This is a genomic window from Pelistega ratti (genome assembly GCF_009833965.1).
GTDB classification, from domain to species: domain Bacteria; phylum Pseudomonadota; class Gammaproteobacteria; order Burkholderiales; family Burkholderiaceae_B; genus Taylorella; species Taylorella ratti.
Genome location: NZ_CP047165.1, coordinates 1,622,187 through 1,646,704 on the forward strand (window position 1 = coordinate 1,622,187; position 24,518 = coordinate 1,646,704).

Genomic DNA, 24,518 nt, shown 5'->3' on the forward strand with positions numbered 1-24,518 from the left:
ATCCCTTTATTGCATTCGTTTAATTTGAATTAACAATAATGAAATTGCCGCTGGTGTTACCCCTGAAATTCGACTTGCTTGCCCAATTGTTTCAGGCATATGCTCTTTTAATTTTTGACGCACCTCAAAAGATAAATTAGTCATTGCATCATAGTCTAAAGAAGTAGGAATTTTTTGATTTTCATAATGAATATGACGATTAACTTCTTCTTGCTGACGAGCAATATAGCCTGCATATTTTAATTGAATTTCAACCTGTTCAATTTCTGCCAAACTTAATTGTTCTGCTGGATAATAATTTTTTTCAGATGGTAAATTAAGTAAAGCATCATAGCTCACATTAGGGCGTTTTAAAAGATCAGATAAAAGATAATCTCTCTCTAATGGTTTACCAAATAAAGCAACAGCGTCATTCTCTTGATAAGTACGCGGACTAACACGAATACTTTTTAAACGTACTACTTCTTTTTCAATATTATCACGTTTACGACAAAAAGCCTCCCAACGGTCATCAGGTACTAAACCCATACTCCTACCTAATTCTGTTAAACGATAATCAGCATTATCTTCCCTTAAACTCAAACGATATTCTGCTCGAGAAGTAAACATACGATAAGGTTCAGTTACGCCTCTAGTAATTAAATCATCAACTAGGACACCTAAATAAGCTTGATCACGGCGAGGAGTCCAAGCCTCTAGCTCATTAACATATCGAGAAGCGTTTAAGCCTGCTAATAGACCTTGTGCAGCGGCTTCTTCATATCCTGTTGTTCCATTGATCTGCCCAGCAAAAAATAAACCTTTTATTACTTTTGTTTCAAGACTTGCTTTTAAGCCCCTAGGATCAAAATAATCATACTCAATAGCATAACCGGGTCTTAAAATATGAGCATTTTCTAAACCAGGTAAAGAATGAATAAGTTCTAATTGAACATCAAAAGGTAAACTTGTAGAAACACCATTAGGATAAATTTCATGTGTTAATAATCCTTCAGGTTCTAAGAAAATTTGATGAGAATCTTTATCGGCAAATCGCTTAATTTTATCTTCAATAGAAGGACAATAACGAGGGCCCACTCCATCAATAATACCAGTATATAAAGGTGAGCGATCTAAACTATTTAAAATAATATCATGTGTTTTTGCATTAGTATGCGTAATCCAACAAGACACTTGCCTTGGATGCATTTCTGCATTTCCCATATAAGAAAATACTGGTATAGGATTTGTATCACCCGGTTGTTCTATTAATTTAGAATAATCTATTGTTCTGGCATCAATTCTTGGAGGCGTTCCTGTTTTTAATCTGCCCTGAGGAAGATTCATTTCCTTTAATCGATGAGCAAGGCTAATAGAGGGGGGATCGCCTGCCCTACCTGCAGAATAATTATTTAGACCAATATGGATAAGTCCATTTAAAAAAGTACCTGCTGTTAATACAACTGCTCTTGATCTAAACTTAATACCTATTTGCGTAACAGCTCCAACAACCTTATCACCTTCAAGAATTAAATCATCAACAGATTGTTGAAAAATAAAAAGATTTTCTTGATTTTCTAATCGTCCACGAATAGCTTGTTTATAAAGTAAACGATCGGCTTGCACACGAGTAGCACGCACAGCAGGGCCCTTAGAAGAATTAAGCACTCTAAATTGAATGCCTCCCTCATCCGCAGCCAACGCCATTGCCCCACCTAGAGCATCAATTTCCTTAACCAAATGTCCTTTACCAATACCTCCAATAGAAGGATTACATGACATCTGACCTAAGGTTTCTATATTATGTGTTAATAATAAAGTTTTAGCACCCGTTCTTGCTGAGGCAAGTGCTGCTTCTGTACCAGCATGACCACCACCAACAACAATAATATCAAATTCTTTAGGATAATTCATTTTTAATTAAAAATAGTAGTATATTCCACGTGGAACAATTAAAACAGATCTATTTTAACATTTCAAAACATTGCTTAAATAGGTATGAATTTATTATTTAAATTTTCTTTAATAAAATACATTAAATAAAACCTCAAAGCATATTTATATATTATTACTAATAGAATATATAAATAAAGCAATAGTTATTTTAGTAAAACCATGTTCCACGTGGAACATTACTATATCAACAAAAGAGCTATATTAAATTAGTCATTATATTAATTTATAAATAAAAAGTAGATTAAAAGCAAAGTGCAACACAGCATATCTCCCCTCATTAACTCTGTTTTCAAATATTATGTTCTATCTTAAATTTAAGAGATAATTAATTGCAAATAAATATACAACAAAGTAGATAATTGTTTTTTATACTAAAAAAGTATCCATAAATACACTGATATTTCCCTAATTTAGCTATACATCTTGTTATCATAAGATTAGAGAATAATAATTTAGAGTTAATCTACCAAAACCATAAATTATTTTATAAATTAATATAGCAATTAATCTATTGTATTTCTATTATTATTAATATTTAAGTTATTATTCTAACTCTATTTAATAAAATGTTCCACGTGGAACATTTTTATATTTTATTAATACAAATAAGAATTCTATTATCAAAACTAACATAAGCATAAAAATACTATCTATTTTAGAATTAAGTTAATTAAAAATAATAGGTTTAATCAAAACAAAGCCTTTTATATAAATGATGTATAGCATTTTAAATATTAAAATATAGTCTAAATTTATATTTTATAGATCTATTTTTAAACACTAGTAGATTTAAGGATAAAGGCATACTAAATATCTTACTTCATTAATTTATTTTTTAAAATATTACACATCTATTTTAAAGTTAAGGTATAGCTTAAACTAAATATATAGAATGATGTTCCACGTGGAACAATTGTACTAAAATAGTTGTGGATAACTTTGTTAATATCTTTTGAAATAAACTTGTATATTATGTTTATAACCTAATTATTATTTTATATACTTAAATACATTGGCAATTAAAATTAATAATTATTGATTTATAAACTACTCTCTATACAAATGCTGTTTACTAATTGGTACTAGGTAATTTTTATAAATATATTTTCTTATATAAATGATTAAACAAGCTTTATTTCTTCTTTTACCTAATCATCTAAGGTGTTAATTTATCTGTGGATAAGTATAAATAATTACTAAAATATTAGTAAGATCAACTTGATGGGTTATATAGTATTAATTTCAAAATAGATATAAATAATTAGCAGATAATATAATTCTATCGTATTATAACTTTACTACATAATAGATAATTAAAAAGTAATCATATACTATAAGTAATAATTTTAACTTTGCACATAATAATATAAAAAATAGATAAATCTTACTATATGCTGATTAAGCTATATCTGACTATATTTAAAACAAGCTTATTATTTATTTTTATCGTATTCCTCAAATAAGACAGTTATATTTACTCATTTGATAAACCCTATTTCATAGTTAATCCAATCCTAAATACTATTTATAATGATGCTTTACTAATTTATAAACATATCCTTCTTTATCTTTTTTGCATTAGTTAAAATCTTTCTATATTAAGGCTATTAATATATATAAATAAGAAGAATAATAAGGCACTGTGGATAACTAGAATAATATATTAAATAACTTTATTTTCAATAAGTTAATATATTTTATATAGAAGAATAACTTAGATAAAATATGTGTATTAAATAGGATATCTAAGATAATAATTAAAAATATATTATTTTTCCCTCTTTTATAAAAGTAAAATACACATAAAATAATGGATAACTTTACTTATCTTATTTAATTAGGTAGTTTTTAAAAATAAAGTACAATACTATAGACATTTCTCATTAACTTATCCTTTAAAACATAGTACTTCTTATTTTGAATTAATCATTAAAATATCATTAGTAAAGTATATTTTTTAAAAGTATGGGTATAAGGATACTATTTCTTTTGAATAATCTTTTTTAAACTAAATATAGTTCTTTTATCCTATTTTCATTCAATAATTTTATGCCTATTTATTAAGCCTTTCTATAAAACCTAAGATAATGAAATAAAAGATAAAAACCTATTTATTCTAGTTATCCACAGTGCCTTATTATTCTTCTTATTTATATATAAAAATAGCTTTAATACCAATAAGTTCCTTAAATCAATTAGTTTCAAAAGAAATAACATACAATATAAAATATCTTTAAGTTATTTTGATACTATATATTTATTTAATTAATTGTTTTAGGAGATTGTATGCAATACGATAATAACAATGTATTTGCCAAAATTTTAAGAGGTGAATTACCTTCTTTTAATGTTTATGAAGATGATAAAACCTATGCTATGATGGATATTATGCCTCAGTCTAAAGGACATCTTTTAATTCTTACTAAAGAACCTGCCCCTACCTTTTTTGAACTTTCAGAAGAAGGTGCAAAAGCATGTATAGCAACGGCTAAAAAAATTGCGCCTGTTTTAATGAAAATAACTCAAGCGGATGGACTAATCCTAACGCAATTTAATCATGAATGTGCAGGTCAAACAGTTTTTCATGTTCATTACCACCTGATCCCTCGTTATGCAGGTCAACAAAATGTTCAAGCACACGCAAGAGTAGAAGGTGATAAAGAAGAAATAAAAGCACTTGCAGAAGCACTACGTCATGCTTTAGCCGAATCATAAATAAAAAAACCTTATTTATAAAAAGTCATTGATAGACAATATATTTTTATATAAAAGTAGATTTTTGAAGAGATATTTTATAAATAAGGTGAGTATCAATGGATTAATCCTAAGGAATTATGATGGAAAATACACTTGCTAGAATTTATAGAGTTAAAGATACTAGTCTTATCCCTAATACATGTGAAGTACTTAAAATAGGAAAATACTTAAATAGTGATAAAGGAGAAATCCAATTTCTTCAAAAAAATTTATTAAAAAATAGTCGTTTTTTGGTAGATCCCTCTTCTGGTTGCTGGTGGTTAGAGTTTTTTACTGAAAAAGTCACACAAGTTAAAAGACGTTCAGCTAATGATATAACTGAAAATTCAAATAACTATAAGCAAGTTTTTTGTATTGATTGGAATACGCTACCTGATATAACAATTAGCCGTGAAGAATGGGTAAAACGAACAGAAAATATGCTTAAAGAGCAACAATTAGATAATAATAAATTTGATTATGATATTGCTCGTTTAGCTTATATTGAAACAGTAGAATTTACCCCTGATATAGTTGATAAAGTTTCTTTCGCTATCCGAAAAACATCTACAATTACTCTCCATGATTATCATAAAGAAACAAATCATTTAGAGCATATTGATACAAAAGGTTTATCGTATCTTACTACATTTAATACCTTTGATCACTTTCAGCGTTATGTTATTTTACTCACTTTAGCTTATGCTTATTTAAGTGTGATGGATCAAATTGGTGGACATTTATCTATGGTAGCTGAACAATCTATTCAAAAAATGGAAAATGATCAGCTTGCTTATATTCATGAAAGAATAGCACGATTTAATGCAAGGTTTTTCTTTCAATATCCTGTAGAATATAAAAATGGAGGATTATCCCAAGCATGGAAAAGTATTAATCAACTATTAGAAATTGATAAACGTCATAATGAATTGCATAAAAAAATTACGCAATTACATCATATCGTTGATCTTCGCTATGAAAAAGAGGCTCACCAATATGAAAAGGAAACTCATAAATTAAATGAAAAACGTAATTTATACATTGCTGTATTAGGTATTATTTTGGCAGCATTACAAGTTGTACAGATTTTTACTTAATAATTGGTAAATTCAAAGTGCAATATTGTATATCATTAATTTATTATTTAAAATATTGTACTTCTATTTTTTGAATTTAAGGTTTATAAAATTAATTTAGATAAAATATTTATTTTAAATTTAAAATATTATATGATAAAACAATGCTAGTAATATTAATAATTTACTAGGCTATGTCCTCAATTTACTTTAGCTTCAAATATTAAGTAAAAAATGCAAGTATTAGCTTAAATTTTGATAGTAATCTTTATAAATGGGCTAATCTAACAAGCATATTTTTGGCTTATCATAGGAGCTTTTATAAATTGTGGATACACCTTAACATTTTTAGCATTTATCTATCAAATAAAAATACCGTGTATTTACTTTATTAATACACGGTATTTCATTTTAAATATGATACTTTATTCTCAATAAAATTATCTATTTTGCTTTTAGCCAAAATTGCCCCTTTATAAGTTTCCAAAGGGTCATTAATATTAGATAGCCTATAGCAATATTAGCAAAGCTAAAAGATATTACCGCTAATTCTGGTAATACGCCTGCACGATAATAAACAATAGCTGAGTTAGCTAAAGAAGCAAGACCAAATGAAAAAGCCCAAAATCCTATATTAATACCGTTTTCACTGATCCAGTATAGTAAACGCCATAAGAAAAATAGCTGTAAAAACCCATAACCCCATAAAAACTTAGCAAAAGTATCTACCTCACCACCATTCAGTGAAAAATAAGCAGATACTCCTACAAAAGCCGGTGCTAAAATAATCCCCATAGTAGGACGAAAAGGTGCTTCTATTGAAGAAATACGTAAGTGTTGTAGTAGTACAGGCTCAAAGATAATCCATGCGAAAAAACCTGCACCTAGAAATAAATACCCTAAATCATGATATCCTAGCATGGCTAAGGAACCTGCGCTAGTAAAATTTGCAGCGACTGCTGGTAAATAAAAAGGAGGACGAGTTGATTTTTGTTGGAATGTACCTCCTTTCCATAATTCACTGATGCGAATAGAAGAAAAAAGTAACTGCCCTATTGTTCCTATCCAAATAAGGCTTTCACCTAGAGTAGGAATCCAGCGGAATAAAATAGCCCCTGACAACATAGTAGTAATAGGAATCATTGAAATAAATGAGAATCGTATAGGGCAATGATATTCTTCCAATACTTCAGAACGATAGGCAAAAATTTTATAGATATACATTGCTATAAATAATACCCAAATAAGTATAGCGATACTACCAAGAATATTACTAATAAGATGAGAATAAGCGAATAACTCATCAACATGAGCCCATGTTAAAGATAATGCAGATAAACCTAGTGGAATACCAAAATAGCTTGTTGGTAAAGGAAATGGTTTATTATTCATAAAAATTCCTACTACATAAAAGTCCCAAAATATTAGTATAACGAACGTGTCAAGTACTTGAAATTGAAACTTTAATTTTGCTTAATATCTAGTCTTTTATTACTATAATAGGATTAAATATAGTCAATTTTTAAATAAGAATAATATTAGGGACTGTAGTAGATTAATTGTTATATTAGCTGTTAAAAATAAAGATAAATGATTGTAAACGAAAGAATCTACATAGAGAAAATAACTTGAATTTTTGTATATTAGAACTGACTATCCAATCAGTAGTAGATATACTGATACTTCCCTAATTTAACCATGCTCTCTTTTGTTATAAAACTAAAGAGGTAATGAATTTAGGGTTAATCTATTACACCCCCTAGTATTTTTACCCTCTAATTTTTTGTAGGTAATTTAGTTAAAGAATTTTATTATTACTTTATACTTAAAATAAAAAGATATTTTACTTAATTATTCACTCTATTTTTTCTATTTCAATACGTATCCATTGCCGATAATCCTCGCTGCCAAAACGTTTGGGAATAAAATCAGAAAATGCTCCATTTTTTATGATGGCTTCATAGGAACAAACTTGCCATTCTTTAGAAGAAAAAATAGGACTAAAATCAACTTGTATTAGAGGTTCAAGCTGACTGAATAATGTCCAGCGTACCTTTGTACCATCAGGATAATTTGTGGCGACATGAAGTTTTGATGAGGATTCATAGCTACCAATTTTTTGTTTAGGATTAAAAGGTAATGGTGGGAATGGGCGACCACTTGCAAAGCCAAATAAACGATCATGTGCATATAGACTTTGATGCATATAAGGCCATACATATTTACCAAGGAATTCCTGATCAGCAAAGTGTTTAATTTTATAACCTTGGGCAAGGAAAGTATTTATTTTTTCTTGTATATGCGGTATAGCTCCTCCTATTGCTCCCCACATCCCCGCTAGAATGAGATCAGTATGAGAGCCTGTATCACGCATATGATGAAAGAGTTTTCCACTTTTTATCCATTCTTGTACAGCGGCAGCTTCACGATAGCCAATAACAGAGTCTGCATCACGAAAAATAACACGAGCAACAGAAGGGTCATCAATAGCAAGAAAACGCCACATTGTTCCCGGCCAGTGTTGAAGTGCCTCATCTATTTCTTCAATATAAACTAATTCTGCACCATTCGCTTTTAAACGTTTAATAGCATGATGGGGTACACTATGATCAAGATAAAAACGACAAATCCATCCAGGGTAAATATGGTTTACGATTTGTGCATTAATAACAGCAGGTTCAAGATAACGAGCGGCAGTACCATAGAGAGAAAAGGCAATGATATTTTTGCCCTCTTTTGAGATTATTTGGGGTAATTCAGGTTTTTTAGGATGCTCACCATGCAAGTGTTGTTCGCGTAAATCAAGTGCATACCGTCCATAATAAGCGGCTTTTGCATCATCGTGTAAATCACCATATAAATGCGCCAAAATATCCCATGTAGGAATATCAGAGGCATCTTTTTCTAATGCTTTTAATGCCCATTCTACACCCTGTTGTGGTTTATTCCATTTTAAATAAATATAGGCTAAACGATAAAAATGGCTAGGTTCATTTGGCTGAATTTTTAATAAGTTTTGTACTTGTTGCTCTGCTTCTGCAAACTCATTTAGCCGTACATGATAACCGTAGTTTTTTATAAAAATATTAATAACTTGTTCAATAGTATATTCTGGCATATTAAGAAGTGCTTAGATATATTTTAGTGACTTGAATAAAGATAGTGCTATTTTAAACATAGATTATATAAAAACAAAGTATAAATATTCTTTACTATCCTATTTATACTTTGTTAATTATGCTTTCTAGTAATCTACGATTTAATTTTAATATATCTAGTTTAGCTATTATTTTAGTGATTTAATCCAATCATAATACCACCACTAACAACTAAAATTAAACCAATAGTGATAAACCGCATTTCAAGCGATGTTTTCTTTTCACCAAGCAAATAAATACTACCGAGTGTAGCAATAACAACATTCATTTGAGAGAGCGTGAAGCCTGTTGCTACACCGTTACGACTGGGTTCAATAGAGATTAGATATGTGAGTGCTGCACCAGAAAAAACTAAACCACCAATAAGGTTTTGTGCTATTTTACCGTCAAAAATACGGTTTTGATGTTCACCACGGCGAGTTAATAAAATAGCAGCTGTTGCCATACCAATAGCTTGTGGTAAAAATTTTTCTTGCCCACTAAGGTTTGTCGCAAAATTAGGGAAAAAAGAATACCCAATATAGCCTATTGTAGAAATAAGTAAGGTAATTAACCCTGCTTTTAAATTTCCTGCATTTTCTTGCGTAGGGTTTTCTTGTTTGGTTGTTAGCCAAATTCCAATAGTAATTAAGGTTAATGCGATAAAACCAATAATTTTTTGTGTACTACTTGCCCAATCTCCAAAGATAAGTACACCCATTAATGCTGTTCCAACAAGCTGTAAACCAGTAGAAATAGGCATTGTTTTAGAGACACCAATTTGTGTAAAGGCACGGTATTGATTCATTTGTCCAAATGCCCAGCTAGCACCTGATAGAAAGCACATTAAATATGCCCAAGCATCAAAATGAATGGGTAGAAAAAAAATACTGCTTATAATAGCAACGGCAAGAATTCCGAACGTTGTACCTAAAATTTGCTGAGCAGGTTTACCGCCAATACGGGCAACACAAAGGGGTAAAATTCCCCAAAAGAAAGCAGGTAATAAGCCGATTAAAATATTCATAACAATTCTTCTTAAATGTTAAGAGAAAAGGCCATCTTTTGATGACCTTTTATTAAAGTATTTAATAATTGAATTAGCCGTTATTCATAAAAGCAGGATAAAGTGTCATACCACCATCAACAAAAAGAGTAATCCCTGTAACATAGGAAGATTCATCACTTGCTAACCAAGCAGCGGCATTTGCAACGACTTCTGGCTCTCCTGCATAACCCATAGGAATAATGGCTTCAAGTGCAGCTTTTTGTTCAGGATCATTCATTTTTTCTTTATTAATAGGTGTATTAATAGCACCGGGGCCAATAGCATTAACCCGAATACCTTGGCGAGCATATTCCATTGCAATAGTTTCATTAAATAGTTTTACACCACCTTTACTGGCAGCATAGTGAGCAAAGCGAGGCCAAGGAATTTGCTCATGAACAGAAGACATATTGATAATATTGCCTTTAATATTATTATCAACAAAGTATTGTAATGCTGCTCGTGCACCTAAAAACACACCTGTTAAATTGACATCAATAACTTTTTGCCAATTTTCAAGGGTCATCTCATGCGTATGAGCAGGATGTTCCATACCTGCATTATTAACAAAAATATCTAAACGACCAAAGTTATCTAAAGCAGCTTTGATTAAGGTATCAGCAACACCTTCTTTAGAGACATCGCCTTGCACAGCAATAGCCCTGCCACCTTTTGCTGTAATTTGTGCAACAATATCATCTGCACCTTGTTTATCAGAATTATAATTTAAAACAATATTAATGCCTTCCTGTGCAAAACGTAGAGCAATTGAAGCACCAATACCTTTAGATGAACCAGTAATAATAGCTGTTTTACCATTGAGATCAGGATACATATTATTTTCTCCTAGTTAATTTAAAAAAGAAGTTATTTATTACAAATATAAAATAACTATCAAATAAATACTAAGGGTTTACCCTAAATAGTGTTTGTCATATTTTTTTCAATACTTTTTTTGTATCTTTCTGTATCACTAATGTATAGGTGATAAATAATCTAATCCTCCTTTATTGCCTAGTAAAGTAGGATGAATTTCTGTGTAACGTTTATCTTGTAGCATTTCTGTTGTTTGTGCTAGGTATGCTTGAAAATGCGGTGTTGTACGATGATACTCATAAGCTGTATCATCTGCATAAATTTCAAAGAATAACCATTTATGAGGTTCTTCTTTTAAGGTGGCTGCATACATGGCAATTACCCCCTTTTCAGCCTTTAGTGATTCAGCCATTTCTGCTGTTACGATCTCACTAAAACGTTGATTAAATTCAGGCTTAACATCAACAAAAACAAGATTAGTACGTGTAGTGGCTGTTTGTGTTACTTTCTTATCACCCAGAAAACGAGGTGTTAGGGCAATACGTTTTTTATGCTCTGTCAGAATATCTGGAGAAGCTTTTAAAAAGGCTTGATATTGAGGAGATTTAAGGTGAGTCTGGTAGGCTGTTTCATCTGCATAAATTTCTACCATATAGGCTAAATGCGAATTCTCTTTATTTTTGAGTGAATACATTGCTAATGTACCTTGCTCATTATCAATAGAGGTTTGGATATTTTGTTCCCCTACTTGATCATACAAAGATATTTTTCCTTGTTGAATACCTAATTCAAAAAGATTAAAAATGGGGGCAGCTTGTAGATGAAATGACATAGATAGTCCTAAAAGGATACTAAAAAATTTTGATACATTAAACATAAACAATCCTACTGAAATGGTTTAGGTTCTATGATGTAGAAAGGATTAACTAATGATAATTTACTTTTTAAGTTAATGAAAATATTGTGTAAATAATTAGTTATTGATAAGTAATAACTAATGGATAATTTTCTTCCCTCAACTATAAAAAAGCAAGTTTTTTTATATAACTTTTCTACTGCTTACTAATACTTGTATAAGCGTAACAAAATTTGATAAAAAGGGATAGGATAATTTTTATTAAATTAATTTATATTTAAAATAATAATGATTTAAAACTTTAAGTTCCCTTTTTCTTGATACCTTATTTAGGTTTTAAAATAATCTAAGAAAGAATAGTTTTTATTTGTGCTTGTAATGCAGGGATAACCATTTGTTCAAACCAAGGGTTTTTAGATAGCCAAATCTGATTACGAGGAGAAGGGTGTACAAGTGGTAAAAAATGAGGGAGATAGTCTTGATAATGTGCAACAGTTTCTGTGACACTGAGTGAATGATGAGGCAAATAATACTGTTGTGCATATTGCCCAATCAAAATAGTAAGCTGTAGATTGGGTAAGTTTTCTAAAATAAGGGGATGCCATTTTTCAGCAAACCCTTTACGAGGAGGTAAATCGCCTGATTTGCTTTTGCCGGGATAATAAAAATCCATTGGAATAACAGCGAATAGACCAGAGTGGTAGAAAGTTTCACGATCTACACCTAACCATTGGCGTAGGCGATCACCACTTTTATCATTCCAATAAAGGCGTGATTGCTCTGCTTTTAAACCTGGAGCTTGTCCTACGATATTGATACGTGCCGTAGTTGGTGCAGCAAATAATGGTTCAATTCCCCTTTCTGTATAGTATTGATTTTGAGGGTCTGCCATAATGGCTTGAGTAATTTGTAGAATATTAGGCATGATTATTTCCTTATAATAAGTAAAACTAGGGGAGTTTATCAATACTTTTTAAGGTAAGGGATAATGAATATAGATTATGCTTTATCCTTTTTTGTTAAGAGAGTCAAACTATATTGTGCTGGCTCATACCCTTGCTCGGCTGCTGCTTGAAACCATTTAATCGCTAATGCATCATCTTGTACAACACCTCGCCCTTTTTCATATAACCATGCTAGACTGAATTGAGCTTTTGCATAACCTTGTTCAGCAGCGATTTTAAACCATCTAAAGGCTTCTGTATAATCTCGTGCTACCCCTCGACCTGTTTGATACATAACAGCCAGATTAAATTGTGCAGGGGCATAACTTTGTTCTGCGGCAATGCTATACCATCTTATTGCTTCTGTATCTTCTTGAGAAATCCCCTTTCCCTTTTCATACATCCAAGCAACATAATATTGTGCTTCTGTATGACCTTGTTTCGCTAATAATAAAAAAAGAGGAAAGGCTTTATCATAGTTTTCTTGTGCCATATAGTGTATTGCTTCATCAATACTAAGTGGTGAGCAACCTTTTTCGTCTTGTGCAGAAAGTGCTGTACGAGTAGTTGGTGATAATTGGTCAGGCATTGTTTTCCTCCTTATTGCCTAAGTAGTGATTAATGTTTTCTATTGTAAACCTTATTGTGGATTGATAGGTATGATAAATGTTAATACTTAAACTATTTTTGATATAGATTATGTATTGAATGGATAAGTGTTATATACCTTTTAGCAAGAAATAATAAGTAAATAGGATTTATAAAGATACTTTATGCGTTATTTTTGATTAATAAAATATTATTTTATAAAGATAGGTATTATTTCCAAATAAAAATAATAATCAATAATTTTGTAACATACCAATATATTAATTGAAGAATTTTATTAAATATTTAATAATAGATACATATTTAATTAATAAGATACAATTTTATTTGTTAATGACACTGGCCACTTGCACATCAATAAGGCTTGTCAGTCAGATTTTGCTTATTATTTTGGATCTTGACCATGCAAAAAATTTCTCTCTCTAAAATGACAATTGCATTATCGCTTTGTTATGTACCCTATATTAGTTATGCTGATATTCAAACAGCTAATACCCATACTCAAGTGATGCATCAAGCGGGTGTAGAAGTTGTTAATATTGCAACACCTAGCCAATCTGGTTTATCACATAACCAATACAATCAATATAATGTTAATAAAGCAGGTGCTGTACTTAATAATGGCTTACAAACTAGTCATACGCAGTTAGCAGGTGATATTGCCAGAAACCCAAATTTACAAACACATGCAGCAAAAATTATCCTAAATGAAGTAGTAAGCCGTAATCCTTCACATATTGCGGGTAAACAAGAAATTGCAGGACAGGCTGCCGATTATATCTTAGCTAATCCTAATGGTATTAGTGTTGATGGAGGTGGTTTTATTAATACACCTAGAGCCTCTCTTGTTGTGGGCAAACCAACGGTAGAAAGTGGTCAATTAATAGGCTATCATGTAGATGGTGAAAAGAGCCTTACAACAAAAGGGGTAATTTCTGGCGTATCAAATCTTGATCTTATTGCACCTACGGTTAATATTTCTGGTCAAATTCAGGCTGATGGTGGTAATGTTAATATTCTACAAGGACAAAATAAGATTGAACGTGCAGATGATGGACAGCTCACTATTAATGTTCTGCCTCAACAAACACAAGTATTAGATGGTAAAGTTGCTGGTAGTATCCAAGCTGGTCGCATCCGTATTCACTCAACTAATGAACAGGCTAATTTAGCGATTACAAGTAGTGATTTAACGGCAAAAGAAGTTATTATTACTGCGGGTAATGCCAGATTAGATGGTACGGTTTCAAGAAAGAATCTCGGTACAGTAAAAGAGATTAAAGAACCGAATAATATTGTTGGTAGTGGCGATAAAAATCATGATAAAGAATCCTTTGTCACAACAAATATTCAAGCAGACTCTGTTATTGTTATTGCATCAAATCAATTAGATCTAATTGGTACACATATTCAAGCGAAAGATGCGGTATTAATTGGTGGAAAAACACATCTTGGCGCTCAAAAAACAAAAGAAAGAACATCCGTTACCGAGCACCGTTTTGACACTAAAAAAAGATCTAAAGTAGCTGAGCGTTCATTAACCGTGGTAGAAAAAGCACAGCGTACAGTGATCAATGCCGATAAACTTAAACTAGGGGCAATCAAAGATAAACTTACTACTGATGCTGCTCAAGTTAATGTACAGCAATTAACCTTACATGGTGAAAAGGGTATTACGCTTCAAGGGGTAAAAGAACATAGTCATTATGATGATAATGTTCAATTTAAAAATCTTGGTAAAAAACGTAAAACAGGTAGTAGTCATCAAACCGCTAATGCCCAAAATTATGTCGCCACTGAACTTAATGTAAAAGGTGATTTAATTACATCAAGTAATGCTGATGTCATATTTGCAGGTGCGGTGGGGCGAATTGATGGTGATTTAGTTGTTGAAAATATCGGTAATGTCCAGTTTCAGGCTGAAAAAGTCAAAAATAGTCATGTTGTTGATGATAGAGAAAAATATTGGGGTGGTTTAGCTGGTTCAAAAACCTTGGGCTCTACTCGTAATGATGCAGAAAAGCATGGTGCGGATTTCACTGTTAATGGTGCTGTTTTAATAGATGCTAAGAAAGGTGTTAGCGTTTCAGGCAGTCGAGTGATTTCTGGGAAAGATGCTTTAGTGAAAGCCAATAAGGGTGATTTAGTTGTAGATGCTGTATCCAATGTCAGTGTCTTTGAAGAAAAAGGGCGTAAAGGAACTATTTTTGATATTACGAAAGAACGTACACAAGGTTATAAACTCGTCTATACCAAAAAAGAGGCTGAGCTTGCTTCTAAATCAAATCTACAGTTAATTACCGATAATAATGTCAATATCACAGGAAGTCGTGTAAAAGCAGGTGGTTTACTTGATATTACAGCAGGTAAAAATATTAATATTGATAGTAGTCAGGATTATCTATCGCAAAGTTATAAACAATCTGGTATTGGTTTTACGACTAAGGTTGAAAAACCTATGGTATCACTGGATAAAGAAGGACTTGCCAAATCATCTATTGATTTATTAGGTGATGTTATTATTGGTAAAGTGAAACGTGATGAATTGGTCAAAAACCTAGCAGATAATGTTAAAAATAACTTTAAATTTAAAGGTGAAGCAAGTGCTACATTCGGTTTTTATAACCACTATAAAGTAACAGAAGAGCATACCTATAATCCATCATTAGTCAGTGGTGGTAGTGCTAACCTTACAGCAAAAAATATTAATGTAATCGGTAGTAAAGTAGAGGCAACAAAGGGTGATTTATCTATTAATGCAGAAAATAAGGTAAATACAAAAGCCTCTCATGATTATGTATATGATTCAACGGTTAATACAGACTTTGGTATTACTAAAACAGTAACAGTAACAGAAAATAGCCTGACCAATAAAATCTCACTAGGTCTTCAGCACGTTGATAAAGATAAAACCAGTACAAAGGCAAAAGGTAGTCAATTATCTGCGGCTAATGACCTGACGATTAATGCTAATGAGATGATCAAACATAAGGGCACACAACTTAATGCAGGTCATGATCTCACTGAAAATGCTAAAGCTATTTATCATAGCCCAGAATATAATACCGATAGTGATAAAAAGAAAAACTTTGATTTAGGCTTGAGTTTAACAACGACTATTAATAAGGATAAATCAGCAAGTGGTAGTTTAGTATTAGGTATCTCTGGTGGTCGTGAAAGTAATACTGCTGAAAATGCACAGAGTGCAACAATTACGGCAGGAAATGATATTAATATGAATGCTGAGTATCTTCATGATATGGGTACACAATACCAAGGAGGAGGTAATGTTAACCTTAACTCCAATAAACAGATTATACAATCAGCACATAATACAAAATCACATGATAAATTGACTGCTGGTATCACTATCGGTGTGAGTGCAAGTACAAAAGACTTTACAACAACCAATGTTGGTGTGAATGCTGGTGTTCATTTCCAAAAAGACCAGAGCCACTCAAGCACAGCTCATAAGGCTAATGTACAAGGTGATAATGTTAATATCGTTACAGGTACATTAAATAGTCAAGCTGATATTGTTGCTAAAAACGATGTCAATATTCATGCGGATAAAGCGAATTTTACGCAATCGCAAAATACTAGTTCTCATAAAGGAGGTGGCTTTACCCTTAATGTTGGCGTAGGTAGCATTGTAATCCCTGCGGCTGGGGCAGCAATACCATCTGTTGATGTAAAATTTACAGCCAATGCACATCAAGGTAGCCGTACAGATGCTGTATTACATACGGTACAAGGTGGTAATGATGTTGATATTCATGGGAATGGGGGTGTCAGCTTACAAGGAACAAATGTTGCAGCAGGTAATAATGTTTACATTACAGGCAATACGGTTGAAGTAAAACCCGGCAATAGCCGAGTGCAAGACCTTAAAGTTAATGTCGGTGGTGGTGTGAGTGTAGGGGCTAATACATCTAGCCTTGGTATTACGGGTAATGTAAATGTTCAGCATGAAAATAGTACCACTCATTCTGCTGTTTCTATTGATGGTAAAAATGTCAATATTCAAGGTGAAAACGGAGTAACACTAACTGGTGTGACATCCAATAGTACAAACCTAAACATTGATGGTGGTAAAGGTGATATTACCTTAAATGCTGCTAAAAATAATGTTAATAAAACAGGTGTTGATGTTGGTCTATCATTAAGTGGTGGTCTAAGTAATGATAAATGGACACCATCAAAAGGTTCGGGCAAAGTAAATGTTGATGTTGTGCGTAATGAAACACATACAACAACTGATCTAAATGCACAAAATGCTACTATTTCAGGTAATAATGCTCACTTTAATGGCAGTAGTATTAATGCTGCTAATGTGATGAATAATCTGACAGGTAGTGTTACGACAACCCCTGTAACAAATAAAGTAAATGAAACCAGTGTACATCTTTCAGCCAGCGGTAGTGGTAAATTTACCCCTTATCCTGATGGTAAATGGGCAGAGAGTGCTAAAAAAGATTGGGATAACGGTACAATTGCAGGTGTTAAGGCAGATGTCAATGTTAAGGTGGACTCAACTAAAACAGAAGTAGTGAAACAAGGTGGTATTAATCCACCAAAACCACAGGTGGTTAAAAACCAAGTGGTTAAAACAAATATTAATGTCACAACAAATCAAAAAGAGCGCCTTGTAAAAATGATTAAACAACGTAGACGCCGTTAATTCGTTTAAATACTTACTAAAATACCGAAATTACTATTTACGAATAGTGGTTTCGGTTGATGTTTTTAAAGTTATATTAACCGTACCAAAGCAGTACGGCATAGTTGTTTGTTAAGGGGTGATTATGCGGGTATGATGTCGTGCGGAAAATTAGGATATATTTATGAAATACTCCCTGATATGGATTGCTTGTGTACCTGCTTTTGTTTGGGCAAATAATACAAATAATACATCACTACTTTCTTTGCAAAATGAATTTAATCGTTTTCAGCAAGAAACTAAGTATCAAAATGAACAACTTCAACAGACTCAGCAACAACGTTGGATAGAGCAACATCAATACCAAGCTAAACCATCTGTATCATCTCAAACAGATTTATCACAAGTATGCTTACCCTATAATACGATACAGTTTAAAGGGTTTACTTTAATCGATCCAATCCCTTTTGCACCTAAGGCAAATGAGTGCTTAAATGAGGCACGACTGAATCAGCTAAGTCAAGATATTACAGCAGCTTATTTGGCGTTAGGCTATGTGCATAATCCTTTTCATTTTGAAGTAGGTTCTACTGGTCAGCTGATTATGCGTGTTACAGAGGGGAAGATTAGTCAATTCTCCAGTAATAGTCAGCGATTAAATTTCTCAATGTTATTACCTCAACGGTTAGGTAAACCTTTAAATATTAAAGATCTTGATCAAGCATTAGATCAAGCAAATAAAATGGCTGGTAGTAAAGTGAGTGTCGATGTTTTACCTGCCAAAAATGGGAAAATTGAACTGGCTTTTCTTAATGAAGAAAAAGCACGAATAACAGGGCATTTAGGTTTAGATAATACGGCTTCAAAAAGAACAGGACGTTGGCAAGTAAAGGGAGGATTGAATATAGATAGTCCTTTAGGTCTTTCTGATAGCCTTTATCTTAATGCAAGTCATACATTAAAATCTTATCGTCAGAATGTTAACCGTTCTTTCTCTTTCTTTCATACTATCCCTTATGGTTATTGGACATTTAGTACATTTGGCTCATATTCAGCCTTTAAATCAACTATTCCATTACGGTATTTTTCAGTTGATCAAAGAGGATATACATGGCAGGCAGCGATACGAAGTGATTATACGTTTAGACGAAATTCAAATGCAGTTTCTACACTTTATACCCAGTTAGAACGGATAAAAAGTAAAAGTTATTTATTAGATAGTTTAATTACTTTACAAAGTCCTACCTTAACAACCGCTCAGATAGGGATTAATCATTTACAATTATTCCCTAATGGTTCATTGATTGCTGATATAAGCTATGAATGGGGTCTCAAATGGTGGAATGCCATGCGTAATCAAGGGCGAGATCAACCACAAGGGCAATTTAATCGTTGGCGAACAGAGTGGCAATTGACGTATTTTTATCGTATAAACGCACAGCTTTTTCGACAATCGAGCCGTTTAATTGGACAATATAGTCGCCATTATTTACCTGCTATTAAACAAGCGGATTTAATGGGGCGTTATGCTGTACGGGGATTTAATGATTTTGCTATATCAGCGGAAAAGAGTGTTGTATTACAGAATAATATTGCATGGTTATATCCGTATAAACAGGGGCAAATTGAGCCGTATATCGGTATAGATATTGGGATACAAAAAACAACGGCAAAGCAGGCGAAGAGCCAAAAAGCACTTGCCTATGTTTTAGGTGTAAAAATGATACAACCACATTGGCAAATACAGGTAGAATGGGGAACAGGACGATTATTCTTACCCAACCACCCTATTATTCAAGAGAGAAGCGTAACAGCGCATTTAAATCTAACATTCTAGGGTTTTATATGATGGGAAGACTATAAATGATGTACTACAAAAGGTATGTTATTTATTATCGTTAAGTATTATCAGGGAAGATAGGATTAAATTATGTTGAAATATATACGAATTACTATAGTGATAGTGTGTGCTATTCTTATTTGTATAGTGGGTACTGTTTATGCATTGCTACGATTACGTCACCCCAGTAGTGTAGGTGTCGTGGCGGGTTTATTTGGTGCTATGCATAAATTAGTGGGTCTAAAAGTAATTACTCGTAAAAGACCAACATTTACACAGCCAGCTATTTATATTGCTAACCATCAGAATAATTATGATATGCTGACTTTAGCGGCAATGGTACCACCAAAAACCGTTAGTATTGGTAAAAGTAGTTTGATATGGGTTCCATTTTTTGGTTTGGTTTTCTGGGCAACAGGTAATATTTTTATTCAGCGTAAAAAACGAAGTAGTGCGATTAGTACAATGAATCGAGTGGCTGAGATTATTCGTCAAAAACAAATTTCAATTTGGATGTTTCCTGAAGGGACGCGTAGTCGAGGAAGAGGTTTACTACCTTTTAAAACAGGTGCTTTTCATGCCGCCATTGATGCGGGTGTTCCTATTGTGCCAGTTGTTTGTTCTTCGTTGCATAATAAAGTGGATTTAAACCGCTGGAATAATGGGGTAGTTATTTGTGAAATACTTGATCCTATTGATACAACGGGTTATCACCGTGAAAATTTAAAAGAATTAATCGATAAATGCCATGCAGTAATGCAAGCAAAAATTGAAGCTTTAGATCAGGAAGTGGCAATATTAGAAAGTCAAACAGCAGAATAAACAATGTAATACACTTTTAAGGATAATTATTATTAGAAAGTATGTTTAGATAATTATCCTTAAATCACAAAATACTTTTAATATAAAGCATTGTTTATAAAAGTTTAAATATAAACTATATAGTAAAAACTATAATTACTAAAAATGGCTAATACCCTAGGAAATGATATAAATACTTTTGTTTATACCCTTCCCAGAAAAGGGTAAAAGTTTTTCTCTTCCTTTTTCTTTCGTAAGTCTTTTAATAACGGTTATTTGTTAAGAAATAAGAGTAATTTTTACCATAGTATAAAAATCTCTATTAATATAGTTCAAATTTAATGCTTTTAAGAAATTAAAGCGTTATACACTACTTCATCATCTTAATAATTCTACTGGCAAATTTACGTTAAAAAGCACTGATATAATCGCTTATCTTTTTAGCTATTTCGCGTATAATTCGCACTTTCTTTACATAAGGGATCAATATGAATAAGCAACTCCTTTACTCGGTTGAGGATAAACCGCCTTTTGGATTGAGTTTATTACTTGCTGCACAGCATTTATTAGCAGCACTCGGTGGCATTATTGCTGTGCCATTGGTGATTGGCAATGTATTAAAACTATCTACTGAAGATACGATTACTTTAGTTAATGCTGCTTTATTAATTTCTGGTGTGGTAACTGTAATTCAGTGTCGTGGGTTGGGCCCGATTGGTATCCGTTTACCTAGTGTGATGGGAACTAGTTTTACTTTTGTTGCGGCAGCATTGGCAATTGGGTTTAGTGATTATGGCGTAGCAGGTATTTTGGGTGCATCGTTGGTTGGCTCTTTTGTGATGATTATTGGTAGCTTTTTTATGCCCTATATTCGTAAACTTTTTCCTCCAATTGTGACGGGTACGGTTGTGATGATGATTGGATTAAGTTTAATTCCTGTTGCGGTGGATTGGTTTGCTGGTGGTCAACGAGGTGATGCCAATTATGCCACCCCAGAAAATTTAATGATGGCTACTTTTGTGTTGGTTATTGTGGTTGTTTTGGTTCAATGGGGCAAAGGAATCTTTTCTGCGGCGGCTATCGTTATTGGCATGATGACAGGTTATGTTCTCTGCTTAGCTCTTGGTTGGGTTAATTTTGAAGGGGTTGCGAATGCTCAAGCTTTTGCGGTTCCTCAACCACTTCACTTTGGACTTGCGTTTCCTCTTTCTGGCATTATCGGTATGTCTATTGCTTATTTAGTCACTATTGTCGAATCTAGTGGTAACTTCCTTGCCTTGGGTAATGCGACAAACACTGAAATTACGGGTAAGCATTTGCGAGGTGGTGTATTGGCTGATGGTTTAGGTTCTGCTTTGGCTGCGATTATGTCCACCACACCGTTTTCTTCTTTCTCACAAAATATTGGGGTGATTTCATTAACGGGTGTGGCAAGTCGTCATGTCGTTGCATTAACGGGTGTATTACTCGCATTAGCGGGGCTATTTCCTGTATTTGGGGCATTAATCGTATCAATTCCGCTACCCGTATTGGGTGGTGCAGGGTTAATGATGTTTGCAATGATTATTGCAGCAGGCATTCAAATGTTAGATAAGGTTGAACGTAGTAAACGTAATGGTTTAATTATCGCTATTTCAATCGGTTGTGGCTTAGCGGTTACTACCCGTCCAGAACTTCTTGATAAACTACCGCATTTTTTCAAAGAAGTATTAGGTTCAGGGATTACCGTTGGTTCATTACTGGCATTAATTTTAAATGTTATTTTGCCAGAAGATAAAGAAAGTGTAAAAGAATAACGTTATGGAAAACACGCAATATGTCTCGTACTAATGCGTGTTTTTATTTTGTATCAAAGGTTTTTACTAATAAAAATTGAGTCTTGATAAGCATAAGAAGCAATGTATCCAAAATAAAGGTGCTATTAAGTAATAAGCGGATTATTTTTCTAATGCATGATAGGGATGAATTTATATAATTTCTGCATAATACTAAGTCAATAGTGATTTTATACTTTGCTTAAAAACGTATTTTATCAGTGATATTTTGCAATATCACACACTAATAGTAATGAGCAAAATTCTCTTTTAATAGGTTCAATACAACGCTGACTTTTGCAGATTGTACGCGATGAGGGGTAACAGCATATAATTCTACCCCTCCCATAATTCGCCATTCGGGTAAAACAACGTGTATTTCTTGTCGCATACGTTCTTGTTGGAAATCTGTTTCTAGCACTAATCCTAATCCAATTCCTTGTTGTAGTAATTTTTGTTGGGCTAATAGTTGTGAGCAGTAAATAGGGTGTTCTATATGTAATACAAAATTATCTTTCCCCTTTTGCATAAGAAAATGTATAGGCTGATAGGCTAACCATGTTTGTGTTAGTAAATCAGTAGGGGTTTTGATAGGATACTTTGCTAAATAATCAGTCGTTGCCAAAATTTGCCACTGCGTACTGATTAAATGGTGAGCAACGATATTAGGATCATCTAAAGCATGTTTACCCCCACGAATGGCGATATCAATTTTACCTTGCTGTAAATCTTGTAAATCATCGCTAAAATGTAGATGGGGCTGAATGGCAGGGTATTGTTCAATGAGTTGTTGTAGTGTTGCAATAAATGCACGGTTATTCGCTAAACCAGATGCAAGTGCAATATGAATATCCCCTTGTGCTTCGGTTTTAGCATTTTCAAGTGCGGCAAATGTATCATTCACGTCTTGTAGTAGCTTATGACAATATTCACCTAATACCCTACCTACTTCCGTTGGTACAAGACGGCGTGTACTGCGATTAATCAATTTTACTTGATACTGTTGTTCTAAACGGGAAATATGTTGGCTAACAGCAGATGGGGTAATACCCAGTATATCAGCGGTTGCTTGCATCGTACCTTGTTGGAGCAGATGAGCAAAAACAAGTAAGGGTTTAATTTCTTGCATTTTTAAGTTTAACTTAATAATAAAATAAGATTTTACCCTATTATCATTAATTTTATTTTGAAATACAATAAATTATATAGCGTTGCTTAATAAACAACGAAATGAGTTTAACCCTTTTTGGAGGAATCAAAAATGAAATTTGCTGTTATTGGTGCTACGGGTTTAGTGGGTAATGCCGTTGTTCAAGAATTGGCTGCACGAGGTCATGAGGTAACGGCTTTTGCCCGTCATGTGGATAAAGTTTTTAAAGCGGATAATGTGAAAGCTGTTGTGGCAGATGTTAATGCCCCTGATTTTGCAGACAAACTTAAAGGTTTTGATGGAGTGGTGAGTGCGTTTAACCCTGGTTGGACAAATCCGAATTTAGCTGAAGATTTTACAAAAGGGGCTAATGCTATTGTTGAAGCAGCTAAAACAGCACAAGTAGCTTATTTATTGGTCGTTGGTGGAGCAGGTAGTCTATATGTTGCTCCAGATTTACAATTGGTGGATACACCTGATTTTCCAGCTGATGTTTACCCTGGTGCGAATGCTGCTCGTGTGTTATTAAATATGCTTAAACCTCGCCGTGATGTGAATTGGGCATTTTTATCCCCTGCAGCAATGTTTGCTGTGGCTGAATTAGATTTCAATAAAACAGGGAAATACCGTGAGGGTAAAGATGATGTGTTGCTTGATGCCAATGGCGCACCAGCTAATATTGCCGTACCTGATTTAGCTGTTGCGATTGCAGATGATGTAGAGAAGAAAGGACATTTATTTACTCGCTTTACTGTTGCGGCATAGTATTTGTGTATTTTATCAAGGTAAAAAGAGTGGAGAGTTATTTCCACTCTTTTTGTTTGAGTAAAAGAAGGGACAGTTATATTATCAATCCTTAAAAAATAGATAATAGGATAAAGAATTTAAAAATAATAAAAATTGATATAACTCATTGAATTTTCAAAGTTTTTTAAAAAAATAACTATTGTACAATAGTTATGCTTTCTCTTGCAGAGAAAGCACACCCTCCTTATAAAGCATGCATATAGAAATAATATATCTAGATGTTGTTCTTTTATAAAAGAGGATGTTATTAAATAAACTCGTTTTCTCTTTCAGAGAAAACGAGTTAGAA

General features: G+C 32.8%; 16 protein-coding genes. 7 read left to right on the forward strand and 9 right to left on the reverse strand.

What is annotated here, in order from left to right:
• Positions 1-6 precede the first annotated feature (6 nt).
• On the reverse strand, positions 7-1,893 hold the full coding sequence (gene mnmG / locus F9B76_RS07095; protein ID WP_159991482.1) for a tRNA uridine-5-carboxymethylaminomethyl(34) synthesis enzyme MnmG: 1,887 nt from the start codon (positions 1,891-1,893) through the stop codon (positions 7-9).
• Positions 1,894-4,221: 2,328 nt separating this feature from the next.
• Here mnmG and F9B76_RS07100 point away from each other — a divergent pair.
• Both F9B76_RS07100 and F9B76_RS07105 read left to right on the forward strand, forming a co-directional pair.
• Positions 4,222-4,650, forward strand: a complete 429-nt coding sequence (locus tag F9B76_RS07100; protein ID WP_159991483.1) for an HIT family protein — start codon at positions 4,222-4,224, stop codon at positions 4,648-4,650.
• Between the two features lie 119 nt (positions 4,651-4,769).
• Positions 4,770-5,768 (forward strand): hypothetical protein, encoded by a 999-nt coding sequence (locus F9B76_RS07105; RefSeq protein WP_159991484.1) that lies wholly within the window; start codon positions 4,770-4,772, stop codon positions 5,766-5,768.
• A 423-nt stretch (positions 5,769-6,191) separates the two neighbouring features.
• Here F9B76_RS07105 and tehA read toward each other — a convergent pair whose 3' ends face one another.
• The 7 genes from tehA to F9B76_RS07140 form a co-directional block, all read right to left on the reverse strand.
• The gene (gene tehA / locus F9B76_RS07110; RefSeq protein ID WP_159991485.1) at positions 6,192-7,139 is read right to left on the reverse strand and encodes a dicarboxylate transporter/tellurite-resistance protein TehA; all 948 of its coding nucleotides are present in this window, start codon (positions 7,137-7,139) and stop codon (positions 6,192-6,194) included.
• Positions 7,140-7,602: 463 nt separating this feature from the next.
• Complete coding sequence (locus F9B76_RS07115) at positions 7,603-8,865, reverse strand: tetratricopeptide repeat protein (protein ID WP_159991486.1); 1,263 nt, start codon at positions 8,863-8,865, stop codon at positions 7,603-7,605.
• Between the two features lie 173 nt (positions 8,866-9,038).
• Complete coding sequence (locus F9B76_RS07120; protein ID WP_159991487.1) at positions 9,039-9,911, reverse strand: GRP family sugar transporter; 873 nt, start codon at positions 9,909-9,911, stop codon at positions 9,039-9,041.
• Positions 9,912-9,984: 73 nt separating this feature from the next.
• Positions 9,985-10,767 carry a glucose-1-dehydrogenase gene (locus tag F9B76_RS07125; RefSeq protein WP_159991488.1) on the reverse strand — a complete coding sequence of 261 codons (783 nt, stop codon included), beginning with the start codon at positions 10,765-10,767 and terminating at the stop codon, positions 9,985-9,987.
• 138 nt (positions 10,768-10,905) lie between these two features.
• Entirely contained in the window at positions 10,906-11,580 is a 675-nt protein-coding gene (locus F9B76_RS07130; RefSeq protein WP_201289294.1) for a putative quinol monooxygenase, read from the reverse strand.
• 370 nt (positions 11,581-11,950) lie between these two features.
• The gene (locus F9B76_RS07135) at positions 11,951-12,529 is read right to left on the reverse strand and encodes a uracil-DNA glycosylase family protein (protein ID WP_159991490.1); all 579 of its coding nucleotides are present in this window, start codon (positions 12,527-12,529) and stop codon (positions 11,951-11,953) included.
• Positions 12,530-12,603: 74 nt separating this feature from the next.
• Positions 12,604-13,137: a tetratricopeptide repeat protein gene (locus tag F9B76_RS07140; protein WP_159991491.1), complete on the reverse strand. Its 534-nt coding sequence runs from the start codon at positions 13,135-13,137 to the stop codon at positions 12,604-12,606.
• Positions 13,138-13,560: 423 nt separating this feature from the next.
• On the opposite strand from F9B76_RS07140, the gene F9B76_RS07145 reads away from it, so the two are divergent.
• The 4 genes from F9B76_RS07145 to F9B76_RS07160 all read left to right on the forward strand — a co-directional run bounded on the left by F9B76_RS07145 (position 13,561) and on the right by F9B76_RS07160 (position 22,254).
• Positions 13,561-17,838 carry a two-partner secretion domain-containing protein gene (locus F9B76_RS07145; protein ID WP_159991492.1) on the forward strand — a complete coding sequence of 1,426 codons (4,278 nt, stop codon included), beginning with the start codon at positions 13,561-13,563 and terminating at the stop codon, positions 17,836-17,838.
• 163 nt (positions 17,839-18,001) lie between these two features.
• Positions 18,002-19,654 carry a ShlB/FhaC/HecB family hemolysin secretion/activation protein gene (locus F9B76_RS07150; RefSeq protein ID WP_159991493.1) on the forward strand — a complete coding sequence of 551 codons (1,653 nt, stop codon included), beginning with the start codon at positions 18,002-18,004 and terminating at the stop codon, positions 19,652-19,654.
• A gap of 93 nt (positions 19,655-19,747) precedes the next feature.
• Positions 19,748-20,479, forward strand: coding sequence for a 1-acylglycerol-3-phosphate O-acyltransferase (locus F9B76_RS07155; RefSeq protein ID WP_159991494.1), 732 nt, complete (start codon positions 19,748-19,750; stop codon positions 20,477-20,479).
• A gap of 467 nt (positions 20,480-20,946) precedes the next feature.
• A complete protein-coding gene (locus tag F9B76_RS07160) occupies positions 20,947-22,254 on the forward strand; it encodes a nucleobase:cation symporter-2 family protein (protein WP_159991495.1) in 1,308 nt (435 codons plus the stop codon).
• 262 nt (positions 22,255-22,516) lie between these two features.
• Here F9B76_RS07160 and F9B76_RS07165 read toward each other — a convergent pair whose 3' ends face one another.
• Positions 22,517-23,401: a LysR family transcriptional regulator gene (locus F9B76_RS07165; protein ID WP_159991496.1), complete on the reverse strand. Its 885-nt coding sequence runs from the start codon at positions 23,399-23,401 to the stop codon at positions 22,517-22,519.
• Between the two features lie 132 nt (positions 23,402-23,533).
• Between F9B76_RS07165 and F9B76_RS07170 the strand changes: the two genes are divergently transcribed.
• Positions 23,534-24,187, forward strand: coding sequence for an NAD(P)-dependent oxidoreductase (locus F9B76_RS07170; RefSeq protein ID WP_159991497.1), 654 nt, complete (start codon positions 23,534-23,536; stop codon positions 24,185-24,187).
• The last annotated feature ends 331 nt before the right edge of the window (positions 24,188-24,518 follow it).

What these genes read in the sequence shown, in the direction of transcription:
- F9B76_RS07155 (WP_159991494.1), top strand. Translation starts at nt 19,748, where the DNA reads ATGTTGAAATATATACGAATTACTATAGTGATAGTGTGTGCTATTCTT.
- mnmG (WP_159991482.1), bottom strand. Translation starts at nt 1,893, where the DNA reads ATGAATTATCCTAAAGAATTTGATATTATTGTTGTTGGTGGTGGTCAT.
- F9B76_RS07115 (WP_159991486.1), bottom strand. Translation starts at nt 8,865, where the DNA reads ATGCCAGAATATACTATTGAACAAGTTATTAATATTTTTATAAAAAAC.
- F9B76_RS07150 (WP_159991493.1), top strand. Translation starts at nt 18,002, where the DNA reads ATGAAATACTCCCTGATATGGATTGCTTGTGTACCTGCTTTTGTTTGG.
- F9B76_RS07170 (WP_159991497.1), top strand. Translation starts at nt 23,534, where the DNA reads ATGAAATTTGCTGTTATTGGTGCTACGGGTTTAGTGGGTAATGCCGTT.
- tehA (WP_159991485.1), bottom strand. Translation starts at nt 7,139, where the DNA reads ATGAATAATAAACCATTTCCTTTACCAACAAGCTATTTTGGTATTCCA.
- F9B76_RS07130 (WP_201289294.1), bottom strand. Translation starts at nt 11,580, where the DNA reads ATGTCATTTCATCTACAAGCTGCCCCCATTTTTAATCTTTTTGAATTA.
- F9B76_RS07105 (WP_159991484.1), top strand. Translation starts at nt 4,770, where the DNA reads ATGATGGAAAATACACTTGCTAGAATTTATAGAGTTAAAGATACTAGT.
- F9B76_RS07160 (WP_159991495.1), top strand. Translation starts at nt 20,947, where the DNA reads ATGAATAAGCAACTCCTTTACTCGGTTGAGGATAAACCGCCTTTTGGA.
- F9B76_RS07100 (WP_159991483.1), top strand. Translation starts at nt 4,222, where the DNA reads ATGCAATACGATAATAACAATGTATTTGCCAAAATTTTAAGAGGTGAA.
- F9B76_RS07135 (WP_159991490.1), bottom strand. Translation starts at nt 12,529, where the DNA reads ATGCCTAATATTCTACAAATTACTCAAGCCATTATGGCAGACCCTCAA.
- F9B76_RS07165 (WP_159991496.1), bottom strand. Translation starts at nt 23,401, where the DNA reads ATGCAAGAAATTAAACCCTTACTTGTTTTTGCTCATCTGCTCCAACAA.
- F9B76_RS07140 (WP_159991491.1), bottom strand. Translation starts at nt 13,137, where the DNA reads ATGCCTGACCAATTATCACCAACTACTCGTACAGCACTTTCTGCACAA.
- F9B76_RS07120 (WP_159991487.1), bottom strand. Translation starts at nt 9,911, where the DNA reads ATGAATATTTTAATCGGCTTATTACCTGCTTTCTTTTGGGGAATTTTA.
- F9B76_RS07125 (WP_159991488.1), bottom strand. Translation starts at nt 10,767, where the DNA reads ATGTATCCTGATCTCAATGGTAAAACAGCTATTATTACTGGTTCATCT.
- F9B76_RS07145 (WP_159991492.1), top strand. Translation starts at nt 13,561, where the DNA reads ATGCAAAAAATTTCTCTCTCTAAAATGACAATTGCATTATCGCTTTGT.